Consider the following 14,364-nt stretch of genomic DNA (forward strand, 5'->3'; position numbering starts at 1 on the left):
GAGCCACATGCCCATCCCCGCCGCTGCCGACGTCGGACGCGCCTCGACACCCGAGCGCATCCTGGAGGCCGCGGCCGAGGAGTTCGCGCGGTACGGGCTCGCCGGCGCGCGCGTGGACCGGATCGCCGAGGGCGCCTCGGCCAACAAGCAGCGCATCTACGCGTACTTCGGCGGCAAGGAGGCGCTGTTCGACCAGGTGGTGAGCGCGCGGATCCTCGACCTGCTCGACGCCGTGCCCTTCACCGCGGACGACCTGCCCGGCTACGCCGGGCGCCTGTTCGACTTCACGGTGGGCCACCCCGAGCTGGTGCGGCTCCTGCTCTGGCACACGCTGGAGCGGCCGGGCGCGCTCGGCGCCCTGGAGCGGTCGGTGACGTCGAGCGCGGCCAAGGTCGAGGCGCTGCGCGACGTCCAGGCGCGGCACCCGGAGCGGATCGACGCCACGGTGCCGGCCGACCGGCTGCTCGGCCAGATCCTCGCCACGGTGCACGGCTCGGTGCTCACCGTGGGCGGGATCCTCGCCGCCCCGGAGGGCACGGAGGCGGCGGACGACGTGCGCGCCGACGTCCGCCGCGCCGTCACCCGGATCGTCGCCCCGGCCGCCTCCGGGTGACCTCCGGCGGGCGCGGCGTCAGGAGCAACGGTGCCAGAGGGCGCCGGCGTCAGAAGCCCCGGGCGAGCGCCGCGCCCGCGGCGAGCCACGCCCGGCGGGTCTGCGGGCGCAGGGCGCGGTAGACGAGCTGGCCGTCCACCATGGCGGGGTCGAACGGGATGGTGACCACCTCGCGCGCCAGCGAGCGGTACCCCTGGGCGACGCGCCGCATGTCGGCGGGAGTCGCCTTGGGGTCGGACTGGCTCACGACGACCACCGCCTTACGGGCCAGCTCGGCCATGTGCTCCCCGCGGTTCGAGAGCGCCTCCAGGAGCAGCGCGCCCGCCTCGGCGTGGTCGTCGCGGGTACTGGTGGCGACCACGAGCTGGTCGGTGTGGTCGATCATCCGTAGCCACATCGGGTCGGACTCGTCGTTGCCCGAGTCGATGAAGATCATCCGGTAGTACTTCGCGAGGACCGCGTGGATCGCGTCGACGTCCTCCGACGAGATGCGCTGCTCGTGCGCGAGCGCCATCGGCTTGGACCGCAGCACGTCGAACCGGTCGCGCGACTGGTGGTGCACGAACCAGGCGAGGTCGGCGAGCTGCGCCGTCGGGCCCAGGAAGTGCTCGGTCTGCGGGATCAGGTCGAGCAGGGTCGCCTCGTGCGGGCCCTGCTCGGTGCGCCAGCCCAGCGTGCCGCGCGTCTGGTTGTTGTCCCACGCGACGACGCCGGAGCCGCCGTGCGAGGAGAAGACTGCCGACAGCAGCACCGTGGCCGGCGTCTTGCCCGCACCGCCCTTGCCGTTCACTATCGAGATGGTGCGCGGGCCGGGCCAGTGCTGGCTCACCACCTGCTCGTCCGCGCGCTCGGCCCGCTCGGACTCGTTGGGCCGCACCCGGAACCCGACCCGCGCCAGCACACCGCGCACGCCCTGGGTGGCCGGCTCGTCGAGCCGGTCCTGCATCAGGAACGAGCGGCGGCTGTCGCGGCGTCCGCCGTCGGGCCCGGTCGCCGGGCCGAACAAGGACTCGCCGTAGGCCTCGGGGGCCGCCGGGGCGGAGCCCCCGAACGGGCCGCCCGGTCCCTGGCCCTGGGCCGGCTGCTGGAACGACGACGACGGCACCGCGCCGCGGCCCATGACACTCATCCGCTGCGGCTCGGCGGGTCCGGCGGGCGGCTGAACGCCGGACGGCACCTGGCCGGCCTGATACTCCGGCAGACGAGTCGGTACGGGGGAGGGCATGGGGGTCTGCATGGACATCGACACCGGGACCGGCACGGACATCGGCCCCGACATGGGCATGGCGCCGGGCATCGCGCCGGCGGGCCCGCCCGGGACCTGGTCGGGCGCGCTGTGCCGCATGTGGCCCGCCCGGGGACCCGGTGACCGCTCGGGCATCATCGACGCCGGGTCGCTCGGCGGCATCGCGGCCTGGGCGGCTTGCGCGGCGCCCGCGCCGCCGTCCTGCACCACGCTGCCGTCCGGGTAGACCGTGAGGCCGGTCGGCCCCTCGGGGCCCTGTGCCTGGACCTCGATGGCCAGCCCGATGCTCGTCGAGTACTCCATGATGAGGCGCATCACCTCGCTGCGCGCCTCACCCAGGCTTTCCCGGTAGACCGGCACCATCTGGCCGTTGATCGTCACGCGGCCTGAGCCGTCCTCGCGCACGACCGCTTCGGCGCGTGGCCACCCCGCGGTTTCGACGCTCACTGCGCGCCCCCTTCTCCGGTCGCCGGACATCGTTGTGGCGTGGGTCATGAACGCGGCCAGGGTACCGGTGACTTTCACCCGTTATGTTTCCGCTCCCCGCTGACGGGTGTGGTCGCCGGGCCGACGGCGGTGCCGAACCACCTGGGCACCTCGACGAGCAGGTCCGCCTGGTCCTCGCCGACCCAGGCCACGTGGCCGTCCGGCCGCAGCAGCACCGCAGGCACGTCCAGCTCGTCGCCGACGTCGACGACGTGCTCGATCCGGTCGGCCCACCCGTCGACCGAGAGCCGGCCGGTCCGGTCGAGGAGCATTCCGCGACCACCGTGCATCCGCTGGTAGAGGCGGCCTTGCCGCAGGCCGACGTCGCGCAGCCGCCGGCCGAGCAGCTCGTGCCCCTCGCCGGACCGTTCGCCCGATCGTTCACCCGATCGTTCGCTGAGGTCGTACCGGATCCCGACGGCGGTGACCTTCTCGATCAGGTACCGGTTCACGTCCTCGAGGTCCATCAGCTCCGACACCAGCCGGCGCACCGCCCGGGGGCCCGGCGCGACGGACAGCAGCTCGGCCTGCGCGCGGGTGAAGTCCAGCACGCCGGCGGCCACCGGGTGCCGCTCGGCGTGATAGCTGTCCAGCAGCCCCTCCGGGGCCCAGCCGTTGACCTCGGCGGCCAGCTTCCAGCCGAGGTTGAACGCGTCCTGGAGGCCGAGGTTGAGGCCCTGGCCGCCGAGCGGCGGGTGCACGTGCGCGGCGTCGCCGGCCAGCAGCACCCGGCCGGTCCGGTAGTGCTCGGCGAGGCGGGTGGCGTCGCCGAACCGGGAGAGCCAGCGGGGCGAGTGCGCCCCGAAGTCGGTGCCGCCGTGCACCCGCAGCTGCTGCTTGAGCTCCTCGAGCGTCGGCGGGACCGTGCGGTCCTCGGCCACGCCGTCGGCGGGCACGACGACGCGGTACACCCCGTCGCCGACGGGCCCGGCGCCGAACCCCCGCTGTGTGGCGCGGACCTCGGCCGACACCGCGGCCACAGTCTCCGCCGGCACACCCACCTCCACCTCGCCCAGCAGCCACTCGGTGCTCGCGGGCTCGCCGGGGAAGCCGACGCCGAGCAGCTTGCGCACGGTGCTGCGGCCGCCGTCGCAGCCGACGAGGTAGCGCGAGCGCAGCCGCGCGCCGTCGGCCAGCTCGGCGGTCACGCCCTGGTCGTCCTGGCTCAGTCCGACCAGCTCGCAGCCGCGCCGGAGCTCGATGCCGACCTCGACGGCGTGCTCGGTCAGCAGGCGTTCGGTGACGGTCTGCGGGATGCCGAGGACGTACGGGTGCGCGGTGTCCAGCCCGTCCGGTGCGGGCTTGCTGATGCCGGCGAAGGAGCCGTGCAGGGGGTACTGCTTGCCTAGCGGCAGGAACCGCTCCAGCAGGCCGCGCTGGTCCAGCACCTCGACGCTGCGCGCATGCAGCCCGAGCCCGCGGACCACTCGGTTCGGCTCGGTGTCCTTCTCCAGCACGAGCACCCGCACGCCCTGCAGCCGCAGCTCGGCCGCCAGCATCATGCCGGTCGGCCCGCCGCCCGCCACGATCACGTCGATCACGTCAGTCGTGTCAGTCATGAACGCCCCCACTCCCTGTTTCCGCAGGCCTTGGCCCGGGCCGACGATTCTGCGGCACGACCGGGGCCTTGCCGCAAGACCCCCGGTGCGCTATAGGTTGAGAGTGGCGGGGAGTGCGTGATCGGGCCATCCGTGGGACAGGTCCTACGCGGCGACCAGCCGGGCGCCGCCGTCGGCCTCGATGACCGTTCCGGTGAGGTTCGGGTTGGTGGCGGCCAGCGTGACGACCTCGGCGACGTCGTCGGCGGTGGCGATCCTGCGCGTCGGCAGCCCGCTCGCGACGCCGTCGAAGAACGCGCGCCTGTCGGGCTCGGGGAGCATGTCCCACCAGGGTGTGTCGACGTAGCCGGGTGAGACGGCGTTGACCCGGACGGGCGCGAGCTCCGCGGCGAGCGGCGCGACGAGCGCCTCGACGGCGGCGTTGACCGCCGCGATCCCGGCGGTGCCCGGCATGCCTGCGCGTGCCGTGATCGCCCCGAGGAGGGTGATCGACGCGTTCTCGCCGAGGTGGGGGAGCGTGGCACGCAGGGCGGTGACGTGGCCCCAGAACTTGGCGTCGAACGCGCGGCGGAGGGCGGCGATGTCGAGCTCGGCGAGCCGGCCGGCGCCCTCGTTGCCGGAGAGCGTCAGGACGAGCCGGTCGACCGGCGCCAGCTTCGCGGCGAGCGCGCCGACCGCCTCGGTGTCGAGCGCGTCGAGCACGTGGGCCGGCACGTCGCCGAGCGCGCTCCGTGCGGCGTCGAGCCGTTCCACCGAGCGCCCGGCGATGTGCACCTCGTCCCCGCGTGCGAGGAGCAGGCGCGCCGTGGCCAGCCCGATGCCGGAGCTGCCACCGATGATGAGCGTCGTTGTCATGACAGACCTTTCGATTTGTGAACCGGTGCGTTTCCATAAAGGTAGCGCCCATCACGGCCAATTGCGAACCGCTGCGTTCCCTAAAGCGGTAGGCTCTCCGGTATGACGACGGAACCGGCCGCCGAACCAGCGGCGCGGCGTGGCCGCAAGCGGAGCGAAGAGGGCCGTATCGCGATCCTCACCGCCGCGTACGAGCAGGTCGCCGAGGTCGGCTATCACGCGCTGACGATCGAGGGCATCGCCGCCCGAGCGGGATCGAGCAAGCGCACGGTGTACCGGTGGTGGTCGCACAAGGCGGACGTCCTGCTGGAGGCGCTCAGCGTGAAGGCCGAGCTGCGGATCTCCACCACCGATCACGGATCCTGGGCCGCGGACCTGTCCGCCTTCCTGCGCGACTCCTACGAGCTGGGGCGTGTTCCCGGCGTCGCGCCGGTGCTCCGGGCGCTCATGGCCGAGGCGCAGATCGATCCCGGGTTCGGGCAGCGGTTCCGTGAGGGATTCCTGGCACGACGCCGGGCCGCGCTCGCCACTCTCACCGACCGGGCGGCGCGGCGCGGCGATCTGCCGCCGATCGACCCGGGGCTCATCGCCGACCTGGTGTTCGGCACCATCTGGTACTGGCTGCTCGCCCGCGACGAGATCCCGGCCGACGCACCCACGGACGCGCTGACGGCCCTGCTCTCCGCGCGCCCCGAGGCGAACCCAGGTCCGGAGAACCGCGATCAAGACCGTGATCAAGACGACAAGGAGCAGCCATGACGACCACACGCGTGATCGCGCTGACCGGGGCTACCGACGGCCTCGGGCGAGCGCTCGCGGAACGCCTGGCGGACCGGCGGGACCACCTGCTGATCCTGCACGGACGCAGTCCCGAGCGGCTGGCTCGGCTCCGTGCGGACCTGCGGGACCGCGCTGCGGACGTCGTCACGGTGCGGGCCGACCTGTCCGAGGTGGCCCAGGTGCACGCGCTCGCCACGCAGATCAGCGCCGTGACGGGACGTCTCGACGTGCTCGTGAACAACGCCGGGGTCGGTGGCGGAGAGCCCGACGGCGTCGACCGGCGGCTCACCGCGGACGGCAACGAGCTGCGCCTCGCGGTCAACTACCTCGCACCGTTCGCGCTCACGCGCGACCTGCTTCCCCTGCTGCGCGCAGGGGCGCCGGCGCGGGTGGTGAACGTCGCCTCGATCGGGCAGTCGCCGATCGACGTCGACGACCTGACCATGGCGCACGGCTACAGCGGGACGCGTGCGTACGGCCGGTCCAAGCTGGCCCTCATCGCGGACGGCTTCACCCTGGCGAGCGAGCTTCCGGCGCAGGAGGTCACGGTGAACAGCCTGCACCCGGGGACCTACATGCCTACCAAGATGGTCCTGGAGAGCGTCGGGCACAGCATCGACTCCCTGGAGAGCGGTGTCGAGGCCACCCTGCGGCTCATCGAGGACCCGGCGCTGGAGGGTGTCACGGGACGGTTCTACGACGGCCTTCGGGAGGCCCGGGCGATGGACGACGCCTATCGCCCGGAGCTGCGCGAGCGCCTGCGCGCCGTCAGCGAGGAGCTGTGCGCCCGTCGGTGAGACCCATGGCGTAGATCGGCAAAAGGTCAGGTGATGGGCAACCCGAGTTGCCGATCACCTGACCTTTTGCCGAGCTCACCGTGCCCGGGCTACGCCGCGCGGGCCGCCCGGTGCCGGATGGCGCGGGCGTACTCCGCGCGCGGGACGTGTGGCGTCACGTAGAGCACCATGCCGGCCTCGGCCGGCGTGCGGTCCGCCTTGTGCGAGTTGCACGCGTAGCAGGCGGCCACGAGGTTCATCCACGTCGAGGGTCCGCCGCGCGAGCGCGGCAGGATGTGGTCCACGGTCTCGGCGGGGCCGCCGCAGTACGCGCACAGGCCGTCGCGCCGCTTCACACCCTGCTTGGTGCACGCGGGCGCCCCGCCCGACTTGTAGAGCCACCGCATCGTCACGTACCGGACCAGCCGCAGCACGCGCGGTAAGGGGAACGGCCCGAAGGAACGGCCGTCGACCGCCTCCTCCACGACCGCGACCTCGCGCACGAGCATGTGGATGGCGTGCCGGACCGATACCCGGTGCAGCGGCTCGTAGCCGGCATTGAGGACTAGGACGTCGGCCACGGGCCTGCTCCTTCCGGTGAGCTTGTCGTCTCGGTTCTTCTCGCTGATGTTCAGGTCGTGCTGTCCGGGCCCGGGACGACAAGAGCCGCCCGGGAACAGACATCCCGAGGCGGCTCACGTTCACTGGTCCGGCAGAACCGGATCAGCGGCGTATGGCGCCCCGTATGGCCTCGCGGCCGTCCCAGAGATGCTGCGCAATGGTGGGGTAGGACGATTCGGTGGCAGCACTGACCTTGCACAGGCCGGAGGCCTGGAGCGCAATGCTGGTGCGGGCCATCGTGATCTCGTCCTTCCCGTCTAGTTCGATGTAGCTGTTCGGCATGACTGATGTGGTGCTGAGTGCTCGAGCAGGTGGTCACAGACACACAACCTGCCGACACGGCACTAGTCCGTGTGTGAAGAAAGGTACAACGAGGACTTGGCAGCGTCTATGGCTTTTCCGGAACTGCAACCCAAGGATGCATCAAGTACCCCGGCGTGGCGTGGCATCACGGCGTGTCGCGCCGCAGCTACAGGTCACCAGCTGACGGGCTCCCGGATGATCGGGCACGTCATGCAGTGGCCGCCGCCGCGGCCGCGGCCCAGCTCGCCGCCCGCGATCTCGATCACGTCGACACCCGCCTTGCGCAGCAGGTCGTTGGTGGTGGTGTTGCGGTCGTACGTGAACACGACCCCGGGCTCGACGGCGACGGAGTTGTTGCCGCTGTCCCACTGCTGGCGCTCGGACTCGTAGACGTCGCCGCCGGTCTCGATGACCCGCAGCTCGCCCAGCCCGGAGACCTGCCCCACCACATCGAGGAAGGACGACCCGCCGGCGTCGGTGACGGAGACGCCGAGCGGGCCGTTCTCCGGGCGCAGCACGAACGGGTGCACGCGGTCCACGATCCGCGGGTAGACGGTGACGGTGTCGACGTCGACGAACGTCATGATCGTGTCCAGGTGCATGGCCGCGCGCAGCCGCGGCATGCCCGCCACGACGATCTGCTCGGCGGCGCCCTCCTGGAACAGGGAGGCTGCGACCTGCGTGATCGCCTGGCGGGAGGTGCGCTCGCTCATGCCCATCAGGACGGTGCCGTTGCCGATGGGCATGATGTCGCCGCCCTCGAAGGTGGCCTCGCCGTGGCCGTTCTCCGGGTCGCCCCACCACACCCGGCTGCCCACGAAGTCGGGGTGGAACGAGTAGACCGCCTTCATGAGCAGGGTCTCGTCACGGCGCGCCTGCCAGTACAGCGGGTTCAGGGTGAGGCCGCCGTAGATCCAGCAGGTGGTGTCGCGCGTGAAGAGCGTGTTCGGCAGCGGCGGCATGAGGTACTCGCGCGCGTCCGGGCTGACGTCCGCGAGCGCGCGGAAGCCCGGCGGCAGCTCGGGCACGTCGGCGACGGCGAGGCCGCCGATCAGGTATCGGGCCAGCTCGTGCTCCGGCAGGGACTCGAGGTACTCGCGCGTCGCCTCGACCAGGCCGTTGCCGACGATCTCGGGCACGATCTTGCGGTCGAGCAGCCAGTCGCGCGCGCCCGGCACGCGGAGCGTCTCGGCGAGCAGGGCGTGCAGCTCGACGACGTCGACGTCGCGCTCCCGCAGCTCGGCCACGAAGTCGGCGTGGTCCTGCTGGGCGCGTTCCACCCAGAGGACGTCGTCGAACAGCAGGTCGGCCGAGTTGGACGGGGTGAGGCGCTGGTGTGCCAGGCCTGGCGCGCAGACCAGCACCTTGCGGAGGCGGCCCACCTCGGAGTGGACGCCGTACGTCGACGAGGGTGAGCCGGCAGGGGGCGGTGTGCTGTCGATGGTGTTCATCGGGCGTTAACGGTACTCACCCGGCCGCCGTCGTGCCGAGCAGGGAGCCCAGCGCGAAGGTCGCGCCCAGCGCGAGCGCCCCGCCGATGACGACGCGCGCCGTGGCGCGCACCCGCGGTGCGTCGCCGATCCAGGCGGCGGTCCAGCCAGTGCCTGCGAGCGCCGCCAGGACGACGGCGAACGTGGCGCCGACCCGCCAGGGCTCGGGGATCAGGAGCACCGCGGCGAGCGGGAGCACGGCGCCCAGGGTGAAGGCCACCGCCGAGGCCAGCGCGGCGTGCCACGGGCTGACCACTTCGTCCTCGTCGATGTTGAGCTCGGCCTCCAGGTGCGCGGAGAGGGCGTCGTGCTCGGTGAGCTCGACGGCGACCTGGCGGGCGGTTGCGGGGGAGAGGCCCTTGGCCTCGTAGAGCCCGGCCAGCTCGGCGAGCTCCTCCTCGGGCATCTCGGCGAGCTCGGTCCGCTCCTTCGCGATGAGCGCCTTCTGGGTGTCGGACTGGCTGGAGACCGACACGTACTCGCCCAGCGCCATGGAGATCGCGCCGCCCACGAGGGCGGCGAGGCCGGCGGTGAGGATGGGCGCGGTCTGCGACGTCGCCGCGCCGACGCCGACGGCGACCGCCGCCACCGACACGATCCCGTCGTTCGCGCCCAGCACGCCGGCACGCAGCCAGTTCAGCCGCTCGGCGAGGCCCTCGGCGTGCGGTTCGTCGGCATGCCCGACGGCGGGGCGCCCGGCCTCGGGGCGATCCGTCTCGGACGGTTCGGTCGTCATGGCCCCAGGCAACCAGGAGCGGGAGCGCGCCGCCAACTTCCCGGAAGGGGTTGGACAGCCTCACCTTTCCGTGGCGCATTGGCCGACGGCTGTTCTCCCGCCCTGTGCGTTGCGTATAAGCACTGATTCGCCGCATCCACTGCGAACGATCATCGACCTTGGCAAACTCGACCCATCACAGGCTTAGGCAACCTGGTGGACGATGGGAAGTTTTCATAACATGTGCGTTATAGTGGAGGTAGGGATGTGGAAGGTCGTCCTGCTCGAGGAGGTTGATGCGTGGTTCCTCGAATTGGTTCGTGGGTCGGATCCTGTCGCGGAGCATGTCCATGCGGCAATCGAGTTGCTCGCCCGCTCTGGTCCTTCCTTGGGCCGGCCCGTGGTTGATTCCATCAAGGCCTCGACGGTGCACAACCTCAAGGAGCTCCGCGCGAGCACAGTCCGCGTCCTGTTCGTGTTCGATCCTGCGAGGAGGGCGGTTCTGCTCGTGGCAGGTGACAAGGCCGGTCGATGGGACGAGCGGTATCGGGTGAACATCCCGGTTGCCGAGGATCGCTACGAGCGCTGGCTCGCCGGCGAGTACGACGAGGAGGTGTGAGAGATGGCCCGTTCATGGGACGAGGTACGGACCGACGCTGTTGCAGCTGGCCTGGACGAGGCGCGGGCAGCGGAGATCATGGCCGAGATGCGCGAGCAGGTGCGTGCGTACAAGCTCGCTGAGATCCGGCGGTCGCAGCACATGACCCAGGCGGTGATCGCTCAAGGTATGGGTGTGGCTCAGCCTCGGGTCTCTGCGATCGAGCACGGCCGACTTGATTCGACCGAGCTGGGCACGCTGCGCTCGTATGTTGAGGCGCTCGGTGGCCGACTGCGGGTGATTGCCGACTTCGGCGACGAGTTCATCGTCGTGCAGGGCTGACCGGCCCCCTACTTCGTGGTGCGCTCGCCCACCGGGACCTCGACGTCCAGGGTGTTGCCCGGTTGTGCGAGCGGGCACGTCCACGCCGGGTCGTAGGCGCAGGACGGGTTGTAGGCGAAGTTGAGGTCGAGCACCAGGTCGCCGACGCCGAAGTCGTCGGGACCGCCGCCCTCGCCGCCGTCGGAGCCGCCGGTGTGGCCGAGCCACGCGCCCTTGATGGTGTCCAGGAGGTAGCGGCCGCCGCCGTAGGTGCCGCCGGGCGAGCCGGCCAGCGCGTCCTTGATCGGCACGAACAGGCTGCCGCCGTACGAGGCGAGGCGCCAGACGTCGAGCGTGCCGAGGTCACCCAGGGCGTCGGAGCGGAGGGCGACCGTGCCGAGCAGCTCGAACGGCACGACGCCGTCGGTCCCGGTGGGGACGTCGAGGCGGCGCGGCGCGCCGTCGGGCCCGGGCTCCGCGGGAACGACCGGGGCGGTGAGGCGCCAGGCCGGGTCGTAGGGGGTGACGGACAGGCCGGTGAAGCCGGGCTTGTCCTCGGGCAGGATGGGCGACGCCGGGTGGGTCGCGAAGAGCTCGTCCCGGGCGGTGATCCATCCGGCGTGCGCGGCGGCCGGGTTCACCACGGCGCGGGCGCGAGCTTCGGAGTACAGCGCGAAGACGCGCCGCCGCCAGTCCGCGGTCCGGAGGGCTGTGGTGACCGGGGACGTGGTGGCGGCGTGCGTCATGCGTACGACACTACCTACCGCCGGGGGTCGGCCGGGTCGTCACACGGGCACCCGGAGCGTCGTGTGGTGCAGCCCGCGGCGACCGAACCGGACACCTTCGCCATCTGCAGCGCGTACCCGTCGGAGAACACGTTGGCGGAGCGGCTGACAACGTGCCGTCACCGGCGCTCAAACAGCGCGTAGACGCGCTCGAGGCGGTCGTAGGCGTCGTCGAACCAGTCGTCGGACACGGGCGCGACGGTCGTCACGTCGGTCAGCAGGCCCATCCTGTCGCGGACGGTGACGATGAGGGTGTCGTCGTCCTCCCAGCGGACGTGCACCTCGTCGGCGCGCAAGTCCTCGCGCCAGGCGACGTCGTACCCCATGTCCAGCGCGTCGAGGACCTTCCGCCAGGCGTCGACGTCGTCCGCGGCGACGAAGGTGGGCAGTACACCCCTGACCCCGCGTCCGGCCGCGAGGTCTCCACAGTCGATCTCGATCGTGCCGCTAGCCTGTTCGACGCTCCCGCCGGGCCGCTGATCCAGGGAGTCGAGGCGAAGGGCCACCACATTCCCCTCGACCCCGAAGCGGAAGAGCTCGCACGGCACACCTGTATCCTGTGATGTCACGGGCGGGAGTCAACCACGGGTCACCCGCACGGGGGCTCAGGGCGTGGGTGTGAGCCGGATGACGGGGATCTCCCGGTCGGTCGTCTCCTCGTACCGGCGGAACTGCTCCGCCTCGGCGGTGATCTGCTTCCAGGCCTGCTCGCGCTCGGTGCCGTGCAGCTCCTCGGCCGTGACGGCGACCTTGCGGCCGCCCTGCTCGACCGTGACCTGGTCCGGGTGGGCGGCCAGGTTGAGGTACCACGCCGGGTTGGCGGGGGCGCCCCCGGCGGATGCCACGATCAGCCAGCTGCCGTCCGGGCCGGGGAACCACGCGAGCGGGTTCACGCGGGCCTGCCCGCTCTTGCGTCCGACAGTGGTCAGGACCAGGAGGTTCATCCCCATGGTCTTGGCCTCGGTGCGCCGGGCGCGCCTCAGGAGCAGCCGGTTCATCACGCGGAACATGCGGCCGGGCTGCCTGGCGCCCCGGGTGCCGGTGGGATGGGTGAAGCCCATGGAGGTGCCTTCCTGTCAGTCCTTCGGGGTCAGCCGGATGACCGGGATCTCCCGGTCGGTCGCCGTCTCGTACTTGCGGAACGCCGGCGCGTCGGTGGTGATCTGCGTCCAGGCCTGCTCGCGTTCGGTGCCGTGCAGCTCCTCGGCGGTCACGGCGACCTTGCGGCCCGCCAGCTCGACGGTCACCTGGTCCGGGTGCGCCGCGAGGTTGAGGTACCAGGCGGGGTTGGCCGCGGCCCCGGCCGCCGACGCCGCGATCAGCCAGCCTCCGTCCGGGCCGGGGAAGTAACCGACCGGCGTCGCGCGGGGCTCCCCGCTCTTGCGTCCGATAGTGGTCAGGACCAGCAGGTTCATGCCCATGGTCTTGCCGCTCGCGCGCCGGGCGCGGCGCGCGACCAGCTTGTTGATCCAGTTGGTGGACCGGCTGGGCTGCCTGGCGCCGCGGGTGCCGGTGGGGTGGGTGAAGCTCATGGCGTGGCCTTCCGTCCGATGGTTCGTGCCATTGACTATACATGGCCATAACCATTTGCGCTGTGTACCTTTGACGGGTGAGGCCCGACGAGACGACCACCGATGTGTTGCGCTGCACCGCGCACGGCTTGGGCGAGCTGCCCGAGCTCGTGGAGCTCGCGATAGTGCTGACGAGCACCATGGCGCGAGTGGCCGAGGAGCACGAGCTCACTCCGATGCAGGGCAGGCTGCTCTGCGGCCTGGGCGAACAGCCCCGGCGCATGGTCGACCTGGCGCAGTCCCTGGGGATCGAGAAGGCGGCTCTGACCGGGCTCGTCGACCGGGCCGAGCGGCGCGGGCTGGTCGAGCGGACCCCCGTGCCGGGCGACCGCCGTGCCGTCCAGGTGACGCTGACGGAGGACGGGGGCCAGGCGATGGTCGCCTTCGGGACCGGGGTCGCGAGCGCGCTCGGCGAGCTGCTCGAACCGCTCCCCGTCAAGGACCGTGCGACGTTCTGCCGGCTCGCGTCGGCCGTCGTCGGCTCGGCCCGTGCCACCTGGGATCACGCCTAGGATCACTGGGTGCTGCGACTCTCCGATGCCACCTACCTCGTCCGCGACCAGGACGAGGCGATCACCTTCTTCGTCGATGCTCTCGGGTTCGCCCTGCGGGAGGACGAGACCAACGCGTCCGGCCGACGGCGGGTCGTCGTCGGCCCCGCGGACGGCGGAACGGGCCTTGTGCTCGCCCTGACCGACGCCGCGGACGCCGTCGGCAACCAGGCCGGCGGATCCGTCGCGTTCTTCCTCAAGACGGACGACTTCGCCACTCAGCACGCGCGGATGGTGGCGGCGGGTGTGCGGTTCCGTGAGGAGCCGCGGCACGAGGTCTACGGGACGGTGGCGGTCTTCGAGGACCTGTACGGCATGCCCTGGGACCTGATCCAGCCCCCGGCGCAGGGCTAACGCTCAGGCCGCGTGCGTTCCCCGCAGGAGGTACGTGCTGTCGCCGAAGACGGCAGTGATCTGAATCGTGCCACCGAGCGCTTCGACGTAGCGAGCCACCGCGGAGAAGGTCGAGACCTCCCCGCGCTCGATCTGCGAGACCCGGCTCTTGGTGATTCCCATCCGCTCGGCCAGCTCGAGCTGTGTCAGCCCGAGCTCCTTGCGGCGCTCTGCGAGCCGATACCCGTCGATGTACGCCTGGGTCCGCTCGTGCGCATCGGCGAGTGCTTCGGCACCGAGGCGCTCGGCGACCTCGGGTCGTACATCGCTCCACTTCCGGGACGTGGTCATGATCTGCCTTCCTCCTCTTCGCGCTCCTTGACGTAGTCCACATACAAGCGCTCGGCCTCAGGGATCGCAGTGCGGTACCAGGCGGTCCAGTTTCCCGACTTGTCGCCACCGACGAGCAGGATCGCCGACCGCCAGGGATCGAACACGAACAGCACCCGGACTTCGCTGCGTCCACTGGACGCTGGTCGTAGTTCCTTCATGTTGTGGACCTGTGAACCCTCAAGCCGATCGACCAATGGCCTGCCGAGCTGCGGTCCGGTGTCCGCCAGCCTGTCAATTGCGGCCGAAACCAGCGCTTGCGACTCGTAATCGACCGTGTCGAACCACGCGAGGAACTCGTCGGTGACTCGGATCTCCCACTCCTCCATCCAACGAGTGTAGTAAATCCTCTACCGTGTCGCGCGGTCAAG

General features: G+C 71.4%; 20 protein-coding genes. 7 read left to right on the forward strand and 13 right to left on the reverse strand.

What is annotated here, in order from left to right:
- Nucleotides 1-7 precede the first annotated feature (7 nt).
- Complete coding sequence (locus C8K30_RS27815; protein WP_108496144.1) at nucleotides 8-613, forward strand: TetR family transcriptional regulator; 606 nt, start codon at nucleotides 8-10, stop codon at nucleotides 611-613.
- 49 nt (nucleotides 614-662) lie between these two features.
- Here C8K30_RS27815 and C8K30_RS31510 read toward each other — a convergent pair whose 3' ends face one another.
- From C8K30_RS31510 to C8K30_RS27830, 3 genes are all read right to left on the reverse strand, one after another.
- On the reverse strand, nucleotides 663-2,306 hold the full coding sequence (locus C8K30_RS31510) for an ATPase (RefSeq protein WP_233257526.1): 1,644 nt from the start codon (nucleotides 2,304-2,306) through the stop codon (nucleotides 663-665).
- A gap of 74 nt (nucleotides 2,307-2,380) precedes the next feature.
- Nucleotides 2,381-3,904 carry a rifampin monooxygenase gene (rox, locus tag C8K30_RS27825; protein WP_233257527.1) on the reverse strand — a complete coding sequence of 508 codons (1,524 nt, stop codon included), beginning with the start codon at nucleotides 3,902-3,904 and terminating at the stop codon, nucleotides 2,381-2,383.
- Nucleotides 3,905-4,048: 144 nt separating this feature from the next.
- Complete coding sequence (locus C8K30_RS27830) at nucleotides 4,049-4,759, reverse strand: SDR family oxidoreductase (protein ID WP_108496145.1); 711 nt, start codon at nucleotides 4,757-4,759, stop codon at nucleotides 4,049-4,051.
- Nucleotides 4,760-4,861: 102 nt separating this feature from the next.
- Between C8K30_RS27830 and C8K30_RS27835 the strand changes: the two genes are divergently transcribed.
- Both C8K30_RS27835 and C8K30_RS27840 read left to right on the forward strand, forming a co-directional pair.
- Nucleotides 4,862-5,518 (forward strand): TetR/AcrR family transcriptional regulator, encoded by a 657-nt coding sequence (locus C8K30_RS27835; RefSeq protein ID WP_108496146.1) that lies wholly within the window; start codon nucleotides 4,862-4,864, stop codon nucleotides 5,516-5,518.
- Nucleotides 5,515-6,336, forward strand: a complete 822-nt coding sequence (locus tag C8K30_RS27840; protein ID WP_108496147.1) for an SDR family NAD(P)-dependent oxidoreductase — start codon at nucleotides 5,515-5,517, stop codon at nucleotides 6,334-6,336. Before C8K30_RS27835 ends, C8K30_RS27840 begins: the two co-directional genes overlap by 4 nt.
- Nucleotides 6,337-6,425: 89 nt before the next feature.
- Here C8K30_RS27840 and C8K30_RS27845 read toward each other — a convergent pair whose 3' ends face one another.
- The 4 genes from C8K30_RS27845 to C8K30_RS27860 all read right to left on the reverse strand — a co-directional run bounded on the left by C8K30_RS27845 (nucleotide 6,426) and on the right by C8K30_RS27860 (nucleotide 9,465).
- The gene (locus C8K30_RS27845) at nucleotides 6,426-6,896 is read right to left on the reverse strand and encodes an HNH endonuclease (RefSeq protein ID WP_108496148.1); all 471 of its coding nucleotides are present in this window, start codon (nucleotides 6,894-6,896) and stop codon (nucleotides 6,426-6,428) included.
- 142 nt (nucleotides 6,897-7,038) lie between these two features.
- Nucleotides 7,039-7,218, reverse strand: coding sequence for a hypothetical protein (locus C8K30_RS27850; RefSeq protein ID WP_108496149.1), 180 nt, complete (start codon nucleotides 7,216-7,218; stop codon nucleotides 7,039-7,041).
- Between the two features lie 194 nt (nucleotides 7,219-7,412).
- The gene (locus tag C8K30_RS27855) at nucleotides 7,413-8,690 is read right to left on the reverse strand and encodes an arginine deiminase (protein WP_108496150.1); all 1,278 of its coding nucleotides are present in this window, start codon (nucleotides 8,688-8,690) and stop codon (nucleotides 7,413-7,415) included.
- A 16-nt stretch (nucleotides 8,691-8,706) separates the two neighbouring features.
- Nucleotides 8,707-9,465 (reverse strand): VIT family protein, encoded by a 759-nt coding sequence (locus C8K30_RS27860; RefSeq protein ID WP_108496151.1) that lies wholly within the window; start codon nucleotides 9,463-9,465, stop codon nucleotides 8,707-8,709.
- A gap of 244 nt (nucleotides 9,466-9,709) precedes the next feature.
- On the opposite strand from C8K30_RS27860, the gene C8K30_RS27865 reads away from it, so the two are divergent.
- Nucleotides 9,710-10,063 (forward strand): type II toxin-antitoxin system RelE/ParE family toxin, encoded by a 354-nt coding sequence (locus C8K30_RS27865; protein ID WP_108496152.1) that lies wholly within the window; start codon nucleotides 9,710-9,712, stop codon nucleotides 10,061-10,063.
- Nucleotides 10,064-10,066: 3 nt separating this feature from the next.
- Entirely contained in the window at nucleotides 10,067-10,384 is a 318-nt protein-coding gene (locus C8K30_RS27870) for an XRE family transcriptional regulator (RefSeq protein WP_108496153.1), read from the forward strand.
- An 8-nt stretch (nucleotides 10,385-10,392) separates the two neighbouring features.
- Here C8K30_RS27870 and C8K30_RS27875 read toward each other — a convergent pair whose 3' ends face one another.
- The 4 genes from C8K30_RS27875 to C8K30_RS27890 form a co-directional block, all read right to left on the reverse strand.
- On the reverse strand, nucleotides 10,393-11,109 hold the full coding sequence (locus tag C8K30_RS27875) for a DUF1684 domain-containing protein (protein WP_108496154.1): 717 nt from the start codon (nucleotides 11,107-11,109) through the stop codon (nucleotides 10,393-10,395).
- 158 nt (nucleotides 11,110-11,267) lie between these two features.
- Nucleotides 11,268-11,717 (reverse strand): DUF5959 family protein, encoded by a 450-nt coding sequence (locus tag C8K30_RS27880; RefSeq protein WP_146197616.1) that lies wholly within the window; start codon nucleotides 11,715-11,717, stop codon nucleotides 11,268-11,270.
- Between the two features lie 36 nt (nucleotides 11,718-11,753).
- A complete protein-coding gene (locus C8K30_RS27885; protein WP_233257528.1) occupies nucleotides 11,754-12,209 on the reverse strand; it encodes a nitroreductase family deazaflavin-dependent oxidoreductase in 456 nt (151 codons plus the stop codon).
- Between the two features lie 15 nt (nucleotides 12,210-12,224).
- A complete protein-coding gene (locus C8K30_RS27890) occupies nucleotides 12,225-12,680 on the reverse strand; it encodes a nitroreductase/quinone reductase family protein (protein ID WP_108496156.1) in 456 nt (151 codons plus the stop codon).
- A 77-nt stretch (nucleotides 12,681-12,757) separates the two neighbouring features.
- Between C8K30_RS27890 and C8K30_RS27895 the strand changes: the two genes are divergently transcribed.
- Nucleotides 12,758-13,231, forward strand: a complete 474-nt coding sequence (locus tag C8K30_RS27895) for a MarR family winged helix-turn-helix transcriptional regulator (RefSeq protein WP_199230739.1) — start codon at nucleotides 12,758-12,760, stop codon at nucleotides 13,229-13,231.
- Between the two features lie 9 nt (nucleotides 13,232-13,240).
- Nucleotides 13,241-13,624 (forward strand): VOC family protein, encoded by a 384-nt coding sequence (locus C8K30_RS27900; protein ID WP_108496157.1) that lies wholly within the window; start codon nucleotides 13,241-13,243, stop codon nucleotides 13,622-13,624.
- Nucleotides 13,625-13,627: 3 nt separating this feature from the next.
- On the opposite strand, the gene C8K30_RS27905 is transcribed toward C8K30_RS27900, so the two are convergent.
- Nucleotides 13,628-13,954, reverse strand: a complete 327-nt coding sequence (locus C8K30_RS27905; protein ID WP_108496158.1) for a helix-turn-helix domain-containing protein — start codon at nucleotides 13,952-13,954, stop codon at nucleotides 13,628-13,630.
- Nucleotides 13,951-14,322 (reverse strand): type II toxin-antitoxin system RelE/ParE family toxin, encoded by a 372-nt coding sequence (locus C8K30_RS27910; protein WP_108496159.1) that lies wholly within the window; start codon nucleotides 14,320-14,322, stop codon nucleotides 13,951-13,953. The genes C8K30_RS27905 and C8K30_RS27910 overlap by 4 nt, the downstream gene beginning before the upstream one ends.
- Between the last annotated feature and the right edge of the window lie 42 nt (nucleotides 14,323-14,364).

Origin of the sequence: Promicromonospora sp. AC04, assembly GCF_003058225.1 — a bacterium.
In the GTDB taxonomy this organism is placed as follows: Bacteria; Actinomycetota; Actinomycetes; order Actinomycetales; family Cellulomonadaceae; genus Promicromonospora.

Excerpts from the sequence above, each read along its gene's own strand:
- C8K30_RS27890 (WP_108496156.1), bottom strand. The coding sequence starts at position 12,680 with ATGAGCTTCACCCACCCCACCGGCACCCGCGGCGCCAGGCAGCCCAGC.
- C8K30_RS27855 (WP_108496150.1), bottom strand. The coding sequence starts at position 8,690 with ATGAACACCATCGACAGCACACCGCCCCCTGCCGGCTCACCCTCGTCG.
- C8K30_RS27840 (WP_108496147.1), top strand. The coding sequence starts at position 5,515 with ATGACGACCACACGCGTGATCGCGCTGACCGGGGCTACCGACGGCCTC.
- C8K30_RS27830 (WP_108496145.1), bottom strand. The coding sequence starts at position 4,759 with ATGACAACGACGCTCATCATCGGTGGCAGCTCCGGCATCGGGCTGGCC.
- C8K30_RS27885 (WP_233257528.1), bottom strand. The coding sequence starts at position 12,209 with ATGGGCTTCACCCATCCCACCGGCACCCGGGGCGCCAGGCAGCCCGGC.
- C8K30_RS27865 (WP_108496152.1), top strand. The coding sequence starts at position 9,710 with ATGTGGAAGGTCGTCCTGCTCGAGGAGGTTGATGCGTGGTTCCTCGAA.
- C8K30_RS27835 (WP_108496146.1), top strand. The coding sequence starts at position 4,862 with ATGACGACGGAACCGGCCGCCGAACCAGCGGCGCGGCGTGGCCGCAAG.
- C8K30_RS27815 (WP_108496144.1), top strand. The coding sequence starts at position 8 with ATGCCCATCCCCGCCGCTGCCGACGTCGGACGCGCCTCGACACCCGAG.
- C8K30_RS27905 (WP_108496158.1), bottom strand. The coding sequence starts at position 13,954 with ATGACCACGTCCCGGAAGTGGAGCGATGTACGACCCGAGGTCGCCGAG.
- C8K30_RS27860 (WP_108496151.1), bottom strand. The coding sequence starts at position 9,465 with ATGACGACCGAACCGTCCGAGACGGATCGCCCCGAGGCCGGGCGCCCC.
- C8K30_RS27850 (WP_108496149.1), bottom strand. The coding sequence starts at position 7,218 with ATGCCGAACAGCTACATCGAACTAGACGGGAAGGACGAGATCACGATG.
- C8K30_RS27870 (WP_108496153.1), top strand. The coding sequence starts at position 10,067 with ATGGCCCGTTCATGGGACGAGGTACGGACCGACGCTGTTGCAGCTGGC.
- rox (WP_233257527.1), bottom strand. The coding sequence starts at position 3,904 with ATGACTGACACGACTGACGTGATCGACGTGATCGTGGCGGGCGGCGGG.
- C8K30_RS27910 (WP_108496159.1), bottom strand. The coding sequence starts at position 14,322 with ATGGAGGAGTGGGAGATCCGAGTCACCGACGAGTTCCTCGCGTGGTTC.
- C8K30_RS27875 (WP_108496154.1), bottom strand. The coding sequence starts at position 11,109 with ATGACGCACGCCGCCACCACGTCCCCGGTCACCACAGCCCTCCGGACC.